Here is a 15,051-nt window from a genome sequence, read left to right as displayed (position 1 = left end):
GGCTTGCGTAATTACTTGGATTTATTACAGGATATTCTGGACAACGGTACAGCTAAGAGCGACCGGACAGGTACAGGTACAGTGTCCGTCTTCGGGCGTCAGCTCCGCTTCGATCTGTCGAAGGGCTTCCCGCTGATGACCACCAAGCGCATTCATCTGAAGTCGGTGGTACATGAGCTTCTATGGTTCCTCAAAGGGGATACCAATACAACGTATCTGAAGGAGAACGGCGTCTCGATCTGGGATGAATGGGCCGATGAGAACGGGGAGCTGGGACCGGTGTACGGCTCGCAGTGGCGGGCCTGGGAGAGCAAGGACGGGCAGCATATCGATCAGATTGCGAATGTAATTGAGTCGATTAAGCATAATCCCGATTCACGGCGCCATATTGTTAGTGCGTGGAATGTAGGCGAGATTGAGCAGATGAAGCTTCCGCCCTGCCATTTCGTTTTTCAGTTCTACGTAGCCGGCGGCAAGCTTTCTTGCATGCTTACAATGCGTTCGGTGGATACATTCCTTGGGCTTCCGTTCAACATTGCCAGCTACGCGCTGCTTACCCATATGGTGGCGCAGCAGACGGGGCTTGAGGTCGGAGATTTCATCTGGTCCGGCGGAGATGTGCATATATATACAAATCATATGGAACAAGTAGCTACACAGCTTGCACGCGAGCCTTATGCGCTGCCGAAGCTTAACATCCGCAGAGTGCCGGACAGTATTTTTGATTATACCTTTGAGGATTTTGAATTTACCGACTATGTCTGCCATCCGGGAATCAAGGCGCCGGTTGCTATATGAGTATTACCATGATATGGGCGATGGCCTCGAATGGCGTAATTGGCAAAAATAACGATATGCCCTGGCATTTGCCGCTGGATTTCGCTTATTTCAAAGCAGAGACACTCGGCAAACGGATGCTGATGGGCCGTAAAACCTGGGATTCGCTGGGCAGCAAGCCGCTGAAGGGACGTACCAGCCTGATTCTGACGCGCGACAAGGACTTCGCACCCGAAGGGGCTGAGGTCATCCATTCGCTGGCTGAGGCGCTGGCTGAGGGGCGCAAGGAGGATGAGCTGATGGTGATCGGCGGAGCCGAGATCTACAGCCTGATGCTGCCGTATGCCGACAAGCTGCGTGTTACAATGATAGAGGCGGAGATTGAAGGCGATACGCGATTCCCTGAGGTAGACTGGACCCAGTGGAAGGAAGTTTCCAATACCCCGGGACTCAAGAATGAGCAGAATCCGTATGATTATCGTTTTATGGTGTATGACCGCAAGGAGTGACGATGAAGCGTTTTCTCTGACACAAGATGTGAAATAGTACAAATAATCAGCAGATTAGTCCATTACAGTGCGAAAGTATTGAATGCTAATATAATTAAAATTAGAAATGGTGTACTATACATCAACACGAAGAGAACGGATGGGGGAAACGTATATATGTCTACACCTACTGGATTTATGGAGTATAAGCGCCAGCTCCCAGGGGACCGCGATCCCGAGCAGCGCGTGAAGGATTGGGAAGAATTCCACGAGCATCTGACCGAGGACGAGCTTCGGACCCAGGGTGCCCGTTGTATGGATTGCGGCACACCGTATTGCCACACCGGCATGGATATGAGCGGCGGTACTTCAGGCTGTCCTGTGCATAACCTGATCCCGGAGTGGAATAACCTGGTCTACCGCGGCTTGTGGAAGGAAGCGCTGGAGCGCCTGCACAAGACCAATAACTTCCCTGAATTCACCGGCAGCATCTGTCCTGCACCCTGCGAGGGCTCCTGTACCGTCGGTCTGATTGGACAGCCTGTTACGATTAAGACGATCGAGCTGGCCATTGTGGACAAGGGCTTTGAAGAGGGCTGGGTCGTCCCGAGTCCGCCGGAGAAGCGTACAGGCAAACGGATCGCCATTGTCGGCTCCGGTCCGGCAGGACTGGCCGCAGCCGCCCAGCTGAACAAAGCGGGTCACACGGTAACTGTCTTTGAGCGCAGTGACCGGATCGGCGGCCTTCTGATGTACGGGATTCCGACGATGAAGCTGGACAAACGTGTCGTACAGCGCCGCGTCGATCTGCTGGCTGCAGAAGGTATCGAGTTCGTGGTTAACACAGAGATTGGCAAAGACATTCCGGCACAGCAGCTGGTGGATGAATATGATGCCGTTGTACTCTGCGGCGGTGCGACCAAGGCAAGACGCTTCAACGTGGAGGGCCATGACCTCAAAGGGGTTATGTATGCCATGGATTATCTGAACGGCACGATCAAGAGCTATCTGAACTCCAATCTGGAGGATGGCAATTACGTATCCGCCGCAGGCAAGGACGTAATCGTGCTGGGCGGGGGCGACACCGGCTCCGACTGTGTAGCAACTTCCCTGCGGCATGGCTGCAATAGCATCACCCAGTTCGGCACCCATGACAAAGCGCCGCTTACGCGTGATCCGATTGCCAACCCTTGGCCCCAGTTCCCGAATGTCTACACTCTGGATTATGCCCAGCAGGAAGCCAAAGCGGTCTTCGGTGAAGACCCGCGCGAATTCTCTATCATGACGACGAAGTTCGTCGGCGATGAAGAAGGTAACCTCAAGGAGCTGCATACAGTTCAGATCCGCCGGACGGTGGACGAGACAGGACGGAAGATCTATCAGCCGGTTCCGGGAACCGAGGCTGTCTATCCGGCTCAGCTGGCGCTGATTGCGATTGGCTTCGACGGACCGGAGCAGGATATCATTGAGCAGCTTAAGCTGGATACGGACCGCCGTACCAATGTGAAGGCCCGCTATGGCAAATTCAATACGAACGTGGATAAAGTATTCGCAGCCGGCGATATGCGCCGCGGACAGAGTCTGGTGGTCTGGGCCATCAACGAGGGCCGCGAAGCAGCTCGTGAAGTGGATAAATATCTGATGGGTTCGACTGTACTTGCTTAAATCCGATATGCACGAAAAAGCCGTCTCTCAGCATTGTTGAGAGACGGCTTTTTATTAAAATTTAAGAATTTATATGTTTCACGCTATACATTATCCTTCTATTTCTCGCTGAAACGGTACCGTCCTTAAAAGGACGGCAAAGCCGTTTCCACTTGTGCGCTATGGGATTATGCTGCTATGAGAATGAATGGCCTTCACCGCTCACATAATCACTGGGATTAGTCTTCCAGCTTGAACCGTTCAATCTTAAGCTGCAGATCGCCCGCCATTCTGGACAGCTCTGTAGAGGAGGCGGAGATCTCTTCCATGGAAGCGAGCTGTTCTTCTGTAGCTGCCGTTACACTCTGGAAGGCATCTGAGGTGGAACGGGAAATACTGGAGATTTCGTGTACGGAAGCGGCAACCTCCTGCGCTCCTGCTGACATCTGCTCGGTAATAGCGGAGATGTCATGCAGCTGGCTGTTGATTTTTGCGGTCGACTGTTCAATGCTGGTGAAGGATTCCTTGGCTTCGGCGGTAACCTGAATACCCAGTTCTACATCGGCTGCAACGGTATGCCGGATCGCTTCATAGGTCTCGTCGATCAACCGGGTCATCTGCTGGAGGGTATCTTGAATATCCCCGGCGGTATTCTTCGATTGATCAGCCAGCTTCCGTACCTCAGAAGCCACGACGGCGAAGCCCCGGCCCTGCTCTCCGGCCCGGGCCGCTTCAATGCCGGCATTAAGCGACAGGAGATTCGTCTGTACGGCAATGGCCGAAATTGCACTGCTCATTGCGGAGACTTCATCGTTCAGGCCGTTCAATTGCCCGATTAGCTGCGAAGAGTGATGAGTAGAGGTCCGGATGGCATCCATTTGCTGGCTGACCTGTTCCATTTTCCGGCTGCCGCTGCGCACATCTGCTTCAGTGTCCGCGGAAGAATCGACGATGGAGGTAGCGGCTTCGGCAATCTTTTGAATACCGGAAGACATTTCCTCCATCGCGCGCGAGGTCTCTGCCATAGCCGAGGTCTGTGTCTGCGCACCCTCAGAGGAGTCCTGCACCAGTTCAGCCACGTAAGCGGTGGCTCTGGAGTTCTCTTCAGTGGTGGCATTCAATTGCTGGCTGGAGGCTGCCAATTGTCCCGAAGTGTCCGAAATATCCGAGACGATGCCGCGCAGAGAGCCTATCATCAGGTTGTAATTCTGTGCCAGCTGACCGATCTCATCCACCCGGTTCATCTCAATCTGTTCATTCAGATAGCCTTCGCTTACCCGCTGTGCAGAACGGTTCAGACTGCGGATCGGCTTCGTGATGGAGCGGACAATCAGGAACATCAGCGATAGGGCGACAATCAAGGCCACGCCCAGAACCATAAGTCCAGTATAGATAATGGGCTGTGAGGCATCCGAGAATTCTTGGGTGGGCAGGATGCCGACAATTTTGAACCCGGTATTCGGATCAGTTGTATAGTAACCCTGCATATCCATTTTCGTGTCCGGATTGGTATAATGCAGGTCCCCGCTGTCGTTAGCCAGCAGCTTCACTATATAATCTGCTACATCCTCACCTGCAGCTTTGCCGGGATAAGAGACGAATTTATGATTACGGTCCACAATGTAGAAATAGCCGGTTTCACCTGGATGGGTGGTATGGATTCTTTCACTCATTGCCTTGAGGTTGAGGCTGGTGGTGACAGCTCCTTTGCCATCCTCCAGCGAATGGGACAGGAACAGCGTATAGTTGCCGGTAGTTGCCGAGACAAAAGGATCAATGATTGTTGTGGTACCGGCATTCTGCATGGACGCCTTATACCAGTCCCGAGTACGCGGATCATAATCCTGTTTGCCGGGGTCCGGGGCCTTCATCCAGGCTCCTTGTTCGTTGCCCACCGTAAGAATCTCCAGCTCAGGATGTGCCTTCATGAACTGATCAATGAGCGTGCGTGTGCCGGGAGCCTTAACATCGACCTCGGAAGACTCAATCTGGCGGCTGAGCAAATCTACATTCCGCATAGCAGCGGATACATATTCTTGAATGGTCCCGGCGACCAGATCGACACTGGAATGTGTGGCTTTCTGCATTTTAAGCTCCAATTCCCGTTTCGCACTGGAATAGGAGAAATAACTGACCAAGAGGATCGGAATCACCAGCATTATGGTGAAAAGCATCATCATTTGCCTTTGCAGTGATCGTGATCTGAGCTTGCTGATGAAGCGGTTGACTGACTTGAACATTGGAACGGTTCCCCCTCTGGTACATGGAAATCGGCTGGTAGTATCGCTAGCCGTTTCTCTCTGAATACCTCTTATCCTATTGAATTTATCGACACATTCTTGTCATATCTGAAGATATTTGCTGCAAAATATTTAATTGCATTCACGATCTATTCATCGCCGCCTTGACGCAGCCCGAAATATCGTATAGATTAAGTACCAACATTTATAACGTAACAGCGTTGACCAAGGACCTGGTATCTGTAAGCGCCGGAACAGCGAGGGGATTCACCGGCTGAAAGATCCCCCGAGTGCGTAAGACACCAATCCTGCCTTGGAAGCTGCAGCTTATGCTGAAGATGGGCATAATTCTGCCGGACCCGGCCGTTATCCGGATTAGAGGACCGCAGGCTTGGAGAGTCTGGAGGTTGAAACAGGGTGGTAACACGGCGCATTCGTCCCTGACGGATGCGTCTTTTTTGCGTTCTCATTATGGCAGCGAAATGTTCTATATCTGTACACACTTATCGACGAAAGAGGCTGATCTGTATGCGTCAAACCAATCTATTAGTTACTACTCTGCGCGAAGCTCCTGCCGAAGCAGAGACAAGGAGCCACCAGCTGCTGCTGCGTGCGGGATATATCCGGCAGGTGGCCGCCGGGGTATACACCTATTTGCCGCTCGGACGGCGGGTGCTGCGCAGGATAGAACAGATCGTGCGCCAGGAAATGGAGTCCGCCGGTGCGCAGGAGGTTCTTATGCCTTCCATGCAGCCAGCAGAGCTCTGGAGAGAATCGGAACGTTATGAGGTGTACGGCAAAGAGCTGATGAAGCTCCGCGACCGTCACGACCGTGAGTTCGTGCTGGGTCCGACCCATGAGGAAGTGGTTACGGCGCTAATGCGCGGAGAGATCAGCTCCTACCGGCGGCTGCCGCTGACCGTCTATCAGATCCAGACGAAGTTCCGGGATGAACGTCGTCCGCGCTCAGGACTTCTGCGGGGCAGGGAATTCCTGATGAAGGATGCCTATTCGTTTGATACGGACTGGGAAGGCCTGGATCTGGCCTATCAGGTGATGTACAGCGCTTATGAGCGGATCTTTGACCGCTGCGGCCTGAAGTACCGGGCGGTGCAGGCGAATGCCGGAGCGATTGGCGGCAAAGGCCAGAATCATGAATTCATGGCTCTGTCAGAGAGAGGCGAGGATACGGTAGCTGTGTGTTCCCTATGCGGATATGCTGCGAATCTGGAGCAGGCGGAAGTGCAGAGCGGGGCCGCGCCGCATAGACAAGATTTTGCCGGACGGCCTGCTCCAGAGCGATTCCATACCCCTGCCCAGAAGACCATTCAGCAGCTGGAGCAGGAGAGTCAGCTCAGACCGCAGGATATCATCAAGACATTAATCTACACGGGCGGAGGCAAGACATTTGCTGTGCTGGTCCGAGGCGATCATGGGGTGAATGAGCTGAAGGTCCAGAAGTACCTCAGCTGCGGTGACATTATGCTGGCTGATGCCATGCATGTACAGGAGAGCGCCGGAACCGTAAACGGTTATGTCGGTCCTGCCGGATTGTCTGTGCCTGTCTTGGTAGATGCTGCTGTTGCAGCGATGACTGAAGCAGTCACAGGCGCGGGGGATGAGGATTACCATCTGCGTGGAGTGGTGCCCGGCCGGGACTTTCCGCTGACGCAGGTGGGGGATTTCCGTAATGCGGTCACTGGCGACAGCTGTCCGCAGTGCGGGGAAGGGGAGCTGGATTTCCATCAGGGCATCGAGGTAGGGCATGTCTTCAAGCTGGGGACGGTCTACAGCGAGAAGCTGGGGGCAGATTATCTGGATGCAGACGGCCGCAGCCAGCCAATGGTAATGGGCTGCTACGGCATAGGAATCTCCCGCTTGCTGGCCGCAGTGGCTGAGCAGAACAACGATGACCAAGGGCTGGTTTGGCCGCAGAGCCTGGCTCCATATACGGTTCATATTCTGCTGATGTCTATCAAAGATACAGCACAGCGTGAGCTGGCCGAAGCCCTGTATGCACGGCTGACCGCCTTGGGCATCGATACCCTGCTGGACGACCGCGATGAGCGGGCCGGGGTCAAATTCAAGGATGCCGGACTAATCGGTATACCGTTTGCGCTGGTTGTCGGCAAGCTGGCCGCAGAGCACAGGGTTGAATACATGGACCGCAGAACGGGTAACAAGGAAGTAATTGATATGGGTGAGGCCGTGCTGCGCGTAAGCAGTCTGAAGTCCGCACCGGATACTGCTTTTGCTTGAATTGAAGCTCTGGTAAAATAGGGGAAAAGCCACATGAATCCGCTACCTTGGAGAGGAGGGGGAAAGAATGTTTGGACGCTTGAGACGCCGGCTTGACAATGCCAGACAGATGCAGAAAATGCGTAACGAGCATCCCGAAGAGATCCGCCGCCTATTGGAAGAGCGGGCCAAGGAACAGCAAGTCCCGGTAGAACCGGCACCCGCAAAGTCCGGGCCGTGGATTATCTTCTTCCGGTGTATTCTGTATATTCTGTCCGTGCTAATTGTGCTGATTACCTTCATTGGGGGTCCGCAAAGCAATGCGCCTGTCTTCACCATACTTTCCTTTGGTCTGCTGCTGGCCGTTCTGTATCTGATAGCGGGGCTTGCCCAGCCTGCAATTGTATTTTTCCGCAGGCACTGGTCCAGGGGAGATGTGCTTGAGCTGTTCAGCCTGATCGTCGGGACGCTGCTCATTCTGATGGCTATCTTCCGCCCATAGGTCACAGGCTTTAATCATGTGAAGCGGATTTTGGGGTCCGGGAATGGTATAATAGACTACTGGACAACTTTTGTAATGAACCGAGGGTAAGGAGCGATTATTGTTGAAGACACTCATTATTGCGGAGAAACCGGACATGGGGCGGAATATCGCCGCCGCAATAGAACCGAAGGCCAAAAACTACCGTTCCTATCTGGAAGGGGAGCAGTACATCATCACCTGGGCAATTGGGCATCTGATTGGCCTGGCAGAGCCTGAAGCCTACGACAATAAATATAAAAAATGGAACATTAATGATCTGCCGATCATCCCCGAGGAGTTCAAGCTGCTGCCCAATGCACGCACCATGGATCAGCTGAAGGTGATCGGGGAGCTGGCGAAGCGCAGCGATCTGCTGGTGAACTCCTGCGATGCCGGGCGTGAGGGTCAGCATATTTTCTCGCTGATTCAGCGTTACCTGGAGCTGAACCAGCCGGTGAAGCGGCTGTGGATCTCAGATCTGACACCGGAGACGATCCGCAAGGGCTTCCAGGAGCTGAAGGACGGGTCGGAATACGAGAATCTGACCAAAGCAGCCCGGGCACGCAGCGAGGCGGACTGGCTGATCGGGATGAACGGCTCGCGCGCTTTTACCACCAAGCATAATGTGCTGCTCTCAGTAGGCCGGGTACAGACCCCGGTGCTTGCGCTGATCTATGACCGTCAGAAGACCATCGAGGCCTTCTCCTCGCTGAAGTTCTTTGAGGTGGAAGGGCATTTCACCCAGAATGAGCTGACGTATAAGGGAATGTGGCAGGGTGACCGGTTAACGGATGGTGCGAAGGCAGAGGCGCTTGCGGGCAAGGTCAAAGGCAAGCCCGCCCGGATTGTTCTCTATGAGGTCAAAGAGACCAAGGAATATCCGAACAAGCTGTACGATCTGACGCTGCTGCAGCGTGAGGCGAACGGGAAATACGCCTTCTCCGCCAAAAAAACACTGGATATCGCCCAGGCGCTATATGAGAAGCACAAGGTAATCTCATACCCGCGTACCAACTCCAACTATGTTACGGAGCAGAATATTCCTGAAATGCACAAGACGTTGTCGGCCCTTCAGGGCACGCAGTACGACGATTGGGTGAAGGGTGCGAACCGTAACCTGGTCCATAAAGGCAACAAATTTATCTGTAATCCGTCCAAGGTGGAGGATCACCATGCGATTCTGCCTACGAATCGTAAGGCGAACGGGCTGAGTGCGGATGAGGCCAAGCTCTATGATCTGATTGTCCGCCGCTTTCTCTCCCAGTTCTATCCGGCAGCGGAATATAAGGTGCATACGGTGATGACCGAAGTGGAAGCCGAGAAGTTCAAGACGACGGTCAAGGAGCTGCTCAGCCTCGGCTGGAAGGTGATTTATGCAGACCAGAAGAAGGACAAATCCAAACCGGCCAAGGGTAAAGGCAAGGAGGATGAGGAGGAAGAGGAGCTTGAGGTGAACGAGCCGTTCTCGGTCAACGCGGACGGTGAAGTGCTCTGCAGCGATGCCATTGTGAAGGAGAAGGATACCCAGCCTCCGAAGCATTACACGGAAGGAACCTTGCTGAAGGCCATGGAGAGTGCAGGCAAGCAGATTGAGGATGAAGAGCTGCGCGATGCCATGAAGGACTCGGGGCTGGGCACTCCGGCGACCCGGGCAGCTACGATTGAACGGCTGAAGAATGTCGGCTATGTGGAGATGCAGGGGAAAAAGATCGCCATCACCCAAAAGGGGCGGACGGCGGTTGAGCTGATCCGCGGGGCAGGCGTGGAGCTGCTGACCTCCCCGGAAATGACCGGGCAGTGGGAGCGCCGGCTCAATGAAATTGCCCGCGGCACCGCAGCGGACGGGCAATTCATGGAGAACGTCAAGCGCTTCGCTTCGATGATTGTGGACAAGGTACGCGTGCAGTCGCGCGCCGCCAAGACCTCCTTCGAAGGCGAGACGCCTTCGCTGAACAGCGGCGGCAAGGGCCGCAGCTCCGCTGCTGCGCCGCGCAAGGCCGCCGAATCCAAACCGGCCGGGGGCACGCCCGCAGCGGCAAAATCGCGGCGCGCGGCACCTGCGGCTGCCGGGAAGAGCGGGGATACCGGGCCGAAGGTCATCGGCAGCTGCCCGCGTCCCGGCTGCGGCGGCATGATCTTCATGGGCCGCAAGGGCTACGGCTGCTCTCATTATAAGGAGGGCTGCGGCTTCGTGATCTGGAAGGAGAATCACGGGCGCACGCTTACCGACACTCAGGTGAAGGCCCTGATTGAGAAGGGCCGAACCGGGAAGCTGAAGCTGACCGGCGAGGACGGCCAGCCGCTTGAAGGCAAGCTGGTGCTGCAGAATATGGATACGGGCCAGCTGGCTGTGGAATAATTCATTACCTGTTGATCATTCATTAACTGAAGAGCGCCCCGGCCAGATCTCCCGGCCGGGGCGCTCTTTTAATAGGAAATTAAGTGTTTTGGGGTTAAGTTACTTAGCTTCACTTAAGGCTGCTTCAATGGTGGCACTTAAGCCTTCATAGGAGGAATCCGGCAGCAGGACGCCGTTCACCATGAACTTTGGTGTGCCGTTGACGCCGTAGGCTCCGGCGATTTTGAAGTCCTCTTTGACATCGTACATATACGTATGGTTCTTCAGATCCTGCTCGAACCGCTCCTGGTCAATTCCTGTAATATTATCCTTCACGAACTTACTGATGAACTTCTGGGTTGCCCAGATCTTGCTCTCGTCACCCTGGTTCTCGTAGAGCTTGTGGAGATACTCCCAGAACTTCTCGTTATTCTGCTGATAGATAGCTTCCCCGGCACTGGCGGCCAGATAAGAATCCCGGTCAATGAAGGCGAAGTTCATGAAGTAGAACTGGACCTTTCCGCTGTCAACGTAGTCCTTGATGAACGTATCGAGGTAGGTGGCGGTCCAATTTTTGCAGGCAGGGCATTTGAAATCGGCGAATTCGATCACCTTCACCTTGGCGTCTTCGCTGCCCAAATGCGGCTGCTTCTCGTATTTCAGCCCGTCTACGACAATCTTGCCCTTCACATCGGTGTAGTTGGGAAGATTATCGAGCGCCTCTGTGCCGGAAGATTTGCCCTGTGTAAGGAAGAAGGCAAGAAGGGCGATTAGCAGCACGGCAATCACTGCAAGCAGCATAGGGAGCAGACGCCCGTGATTGGGGGTGTTCCTGGAACGGTTAGCTTTGTTATTCATGGCCAGCCTCCTGAGCGGTGTGAAAATCTACTCAAATAGTATAAACATACCGGCGGCAGGCTGCCTATGCCATTTGTAACAATTGCCTGCTTCTGATGATGCTGGTCAATCAGCCGTGATGCTCCCGCAGCGCAGCGGTGCGGATCACCGGAGGCACCTCGTGAATGGCAGAGATGGTCAGGACGGACTGCTGCATCTCCCGTTCCAGCTCAATCAGATTGTAGAGCCACTCATTCGGCTGCTTCAGATAGATGCTGTTGATCCCGGCAGTCAGCGCGGGCAATACATCCGTACGCAGGGAGTTGCCGATCATCCAGGTGATTTTGCGGTCGAACGGGTAGGTGGTCAGGATATTCTCAAGCGCCTCCACATTCTTGTGCTGGCGGATATAGATACGGTCATCGAAATAGGCGTCCAGCTTCATTTGGGCGATTTTGCGCTGCTGGATGGTGTCGTCGCCGCCGGTATAGAGATAGAGCGAATGGCCCTCCTGTTTGAGGGTATCCAGCGTCTCCACCATGCCGGGATATGCTTCCACCTCCTGGTCGTACACGCTCATCCCCAGCTTCATCAGCTGCCGTTCCTCGAACGCATCGGGCTTGCGGTTATATTTGCTGCAGAAATAACGGTAGGTGGCAATCAGCGATTTCGGGAAATTGTCGCTGGCCAGGCCGCTTGTGCTAACGGTCTCGACATCAATCTCTAGCTGCTTAGTGCGCAATTCGCCGATGGTAGGCTGATAATCGCTGAACCAGTCTGACATCAGCTCGAAATACTGTCCAAGAATGAGGTCAAAATACTTATTGCAATGCACCAGGGTATCGTCGAGATCAAAGATCACTTGTTGGGTCAAATACTTCATGAGGTTCACTCCTAAGTTGGTGTGTTAGATACGGATGTAAGACTCCAGAAACATCTGGAGCTCCGAGGCCCCGTCAGGGCGTATGCTATAGCGTTCGGTGCCTTCACCGCGCAGATGGACCCGCAGCAGCCCTGCGACCCGCAGACTAAGCAGATGATGCATCAGCATCTCCCGGGACAGGTTCAGCTCGGACTGCATCTCCCACAGTGTCTTCGGTTCATTTGCCACGAATCGCAGCAGTCTCAGCCGGGTAGGGTCAGAGAGAGCCTGTGTTAAACGAAGCAGCACCGTAGGTGGCTCCTCTTCATTATCGGAAGGGACATCTACCGGATATTGCACCAGCATCAGGTTCTTGAAGAAGCAATACGTGTTGATCGGCCGGTTATGCACGGTAGGCAGCAGCACGATCGTCTCCAACCCGGGAATATCCTCAATGACAATTCCGCCGGAAGCATATTCGATCAGCGGGACCATGTCCATTTTGCTCTCCAGCATTTTTTTCTCGGAGGCGTCTTCAATCAGCAGCGGCAGCAGGGTATGCTCCACATGGCGGAAATAATGCTCATACCATATCCGCAAAAGTGGCGTATACCCGTTCTTGATCCGTGCGCATTCCTCAGCCGTGAAGTTATGGAAGAACGGCTCGGTCCGCCGGAGGCAATCCTCAAGTGAAGAGTTCTCCAGCTCAGCCAGGAACTGCAGCACCTTGGAAGCCTCGCCCCGGCTGTAGGCCCAGGCGTAGAGTACATCATAATCTTCGAACGGCCATTCGGCGGCCTGCTTCAGTGCAGCCAGCTGCGCGGGAGTGAAGCGGCCGTCCACATCCCGGATCCAGTCGGTGCCGATGTCCAGGTTAGAAGTCCATTTCTTGGTTACATATAGCATGAAACTGTCCAGCAGTTCGTATACGGGGGAAACATCAATGTTAAGTTCATACTTCATTTAAGCCGGATCACCTCCAGAAAATCAGTCACTTCTATATATTATCTCTTGTTTTGAAGAGGGTTGTCTACTATAATGTTCGGTGTTTGCCGCATGGACATCAGGTTCCGCACATCAATGAATTACATAGGAGGATTTATTTGTGTCAGATTCCACACCGATGCCGCATGGTCAGAGCGGTAGAATGAATTATTCGATTTTGATTGCTGTGATTATTCTGGCAGGGCTCAGCCAGGGGATGCTGCTGCCGGTCTTATCCATTCTGCTGGAGCAGGAGGGCGTATCGTCCTCATTGAACGGACTTAACGCAGCTGCGCTGTATGTAGGCTCATTTGCCATGACCCTGATTGCGGAACGGGTGCTTGGCGCCATCGGCTTCAAAAAGCTGATCGCCGCCGGTCTCGCGCTCGTGCTGGTATCACTGCTGCTGTTCCCGCTCCTTACCGGCGTGAAGATCTGGTTCGTGCTCCGCGTGCTAGTCGGGATCGGCGATTCGGCGGTTAACTACGCCGCGCAGCTCTGGGTGCTGCTCATGACGCCGGCAGAGCACCGTGGACGGAACCTGTCGCTCTACGGGATGTCCTACGGCCTGGGCTTCAGCCTCGGACCGCTGGGTATCAGCCTGCTGCGGTTCGGACAGTCCGCACCGTTCCTGATTACAGCCCTGCTGTTCGTAATTGTGCTGCTGATTGTCGGCTTCAAGCTGCCTGACTCACGTCCGGAAGCTATGGATCACAGCGAAGGCCAGGCAAGCAGGTTTGGCCGGAGCTACCGGCTTGCTTGGTATGCGCTGATTCCGGCGCTGCTATACGGCTATATGGAAGCCAGCCTGAACAGCAGCTTCCCGGTATACGGGCTGCGCACCGGATTCAGTACAGACCAGATTGCCGCCCTGCTGCCTTTTGCAGGCATCGGGGGCCTGCTGCTCCAGCTGCCGCTCGGCATATGGAGCGACCGCTTTGGCCGCAAGGCCATTCTGATTGCTGCGGGGACAGGAGGAGGCCTGGCCTTCACGCTGCTTCCGTTTACCGGTGACCATTTCCTGCTCACCCTGCTGGTGCTGATGGTGGCCGGGGGACTTGTCGGCTCTTTTTTCTCGCTGGGGTTAAGCTATGCCGCCGATATCCTGCCGCGCAAGCTGCTTCCCGCTGCCAATGTAGTCGCTTCCTTCCATTATAGTCTGGGAAGTATAGCGGGTCCGGGCATCGGCGGGCTGCTGCTGCAATTCGGCTGGGGCGGCAGTGTGTTTGCCGTGATGGGCGGGCTGTATATTGTATTTGGGCTGGCAGGGTTATTGTTCTCGCCACGGAAGACGATATGAGGTAGAATAAGAACGAATGCTCGCATGGAATTTGATCCCGTTTTCAGAGTACACTATAGAGTAGAGTCGAAGACAGGAGAGGCTGACCTATGATTACAGTTGAACATTTGGCCAAAGCGGTCGGGGAAGATAAAACACCGGTGCTTCAGGATATCGGATTTCAATTAGAACCGGGAGAATTTGTAGCGCTGCTGGGAGCCAGCGGCAGCGGGAAATCAACACTGCTGCGCTGCCTTGCCCTGCGTGAGAAGTGGGACAGAGGGAATTTCAGGGTAGATGGGCAGGATATTATGAAGAGCCCCTTCGCCGGCAAACGTAAGATCCGCCGGGAATGGGCCTATCTGGAGCAGAATGCGGAGCTGAATCCGAACCGCACTGCACTCAAGAATGTGCTGATTGGACAAGCCTCCCAGACGCCGCTGTGGCGGATGGCTACAGGCATGGTCCGCTCAGATGATTATATGGGGGCGATGGACCAGCTTGATCTGCTAGGATTGCTTGACAAGGCCAAGCTGAAGTCCGGCCAGCTCAGCGGCGGTGAACGTCAGCGTGTAGCCATTGCCCGGGCACTGGTCCACGGCGCCAAGGTCATCCTGGCGGATGAGCCGGTTACGGGCCTTGACCCCAAGACTGCGGAGAATGTTCTGGAGACCCTCCGCAATCTGTGCAAGGAGACAGGACTTACCGTGCTTACGGTGCTGCCGATTGAGCTGGCCGAGCGTTACGCCAGCCGTCTGTGGGTGCTGGAGGACGGAAGAATTAAGCATGATGTCAAAGGACGCCGGCTGACCTCACAGGAGCGGCTGCATCTGTGAAGTAA

Annotated in this window: 12 protein-coding genes; 8 read left to right on the top strand and 4 right to left on the bottom strand. The window is 54.5% G+C overall.

What is annotated here, in order from left to right:
- Positions 1–3 precede the first annotated feature (3 nt).
- The 3 genes from thyA to NSS83_RS04625 all read left to right on the top strand — a co-directional run bounded on the left by thyA (position 4) and on the right by NSS83_RS04625 (position 2,930).
- Positions 4–798, top strand: coding sequence for a thymidylate synthase (gene thyA / locus NSS83_RS04635; protein WP_341347779.1), 795 nt, complete (start codon positions 4–6; stop codon positions 796–798).
- Positions 795–1,286 (top strand): dihydrofolate reductase, encoded by a 492-nt coding sequence (locus tag NSS83_RS04630; protein WP_341185525.1) that lies wholly within the window; start codon positions 795–797, stop codon positions 1,284–1,286. Before thyA ends, NSS83_RS04630 begins: the two co-directional genes overlap by 4 nt.
- A 156-nt stretch (positions 1,287–1,442) precedes the next feature.
- On the top strand, positions 1,443–2,930 hold the full coding sequence (locus NSS83_RS04625; protein WP_341185526.1) for a glutamate synthase subunit beta: 1,488 nt from the start codon (positions 1,443–1,445) through the stop codon (positions 2,928–2,930).
- Positions 2,931–3,148: 218 nt separating this feature from the next.
- Here the strand turns inward: NSS83_RS04625 and NSS83_RS04620 are convergent, their stop codons facing one another.
- The gene (locus tag NSS83_RS04620) at positions 3,149–5,149 is read right to left on the bottom strand and encodes a methyl-accepting chemotaxis protein (RefSeq protein ID WP_341185527.1); all 2,001 of its coding nucleotides are present in this window, start codon (positions 5,147–5,149) and stop codon (positions 3,149–3,151) included.
- A gap of 528 nt (positions 5,150–5,677) precedes the next feature.
- Between NSS83_RS04620 and NSS83_RS04615 the strand changes: the two genes are divergently transcribed.
- From NSS83_RS04615 to NSS83_RS04605, 3 genes are all read left to right on the top strand, one after another.
- Complete coding sequence (locus NSS83_RS04615) at positions 5,678–7,408, top strand: proline--tRNA ligase (protein WP_341185528.1); 1,731 nt, start codon at positions 5,678–5,680, stop codon at positions 7,406–7,408.
- Positions 7,409–7,475: 67 nt separating this feature from the next.
- Complete coding sequence (locus tag NSS83_RS04610; protein WP_341185529.1) at positions 7,476–7,889, top strand: hypothetical protein; 414 nt, start codon at positions 7,476–7,478, stop codon at positions 7,887–7,889.
- A gap of 103 nt (positions 7,890–7,992) precedes the next feature.
- Positions 7,993–10,269, top strand: coding sequence for a DNA topoisomerase 3 (locus NSS83_RS04605; protein ID WP_341185530.1), 2,277 nt, complete (start codon positions 7,993–7,995; stop codon positions 10,267–10,269).
- A 99-nt stretch (positions 10,270–10,368) separates the two neighbouring features.
- On the opposite strand, the gene NSS83_RS04600 is transcribed toward NSS83_RS04605, so the two are convergent.
- The 3 genes from NSS83_RS04600 to NSS83_RS04590 form a co-directional block, all read right to left on the bottom strand.
- On the bottom strand, positions 10,369–11,106 hold the full coding sequence (locus NSS83_RS04600; RefSeq protein ID WP_341347778.1) for a DsbA family protein: 738 nt from the start codon (positions 11,104–11,106) through the stop codon (positions 10,369–10,371).
- A 109-nt stretch (positions 11,107–11,215) separates the two neighbouring features.
- Positions 11,216–11,968, bottom strand: coding sequence for an HAD family hydrolase (locus NSS83_RS04595; RefSeq protein WP_341185532.1), 753 nt, complete (start codon positions 11,966–11,968; stop codon positions 11,216–11,218).
- Between the two features lie 24 nt (positions 11,969–11,992).
- A complete protein-coding gene (locus NSS83_RS04590) occupies positions 11,993–12,910 on the bottom strand; it encodes a helix-turn-helix domain-containing protein (protein WP_341347777.1) in 918 nt (305 codons plus the stop codon).
- A 160-nt stretch (positions 12,911–13,070) separates the two neighbouring features.
- Here NSS83_RS04590 and NSS83_RS04585 point away from each other — a divergent pair, with 160 nt between their 5' ends.
- A complete protein-coding gene (locus NSS83_RS04585; protein WP_341186791.1) occupies positions 13,071–14,231 on the top strand; it encodes an MFS transporter in 1,161 nt (386 codons plus the stop codon).
- A gap of 89 nt (positions 14,232–14,320) precedes the next feature.
- On the top strand, positions 14,321–15,046 hold the full coding sequence (locus tag NSS83_RS04580) for an ATP-binding cassette domain-containing protein (RefSeq protein ID WP_036726471.1): 726 nt from the start codon (positions 14,321–14,323) through the stop codon (positions 15,044–15,046).
- Positions 15,047–15,051: the final 5 nt, after the last annotated feature.

The organism is Paenibacillus sp. FSL H3-0469 (assembly GCF_038051945.1).
Classification (GTDB): domain Bacteria; phylum Bacillota; class Bacilli; order Paenibacillales; family Paenibacillaceae; genus Paenibacillus_AQ.
Note: the sequence above shows the minus strand (reverse complement) of the source record. Positions and strands in the feature narration are given on the sequence as shown.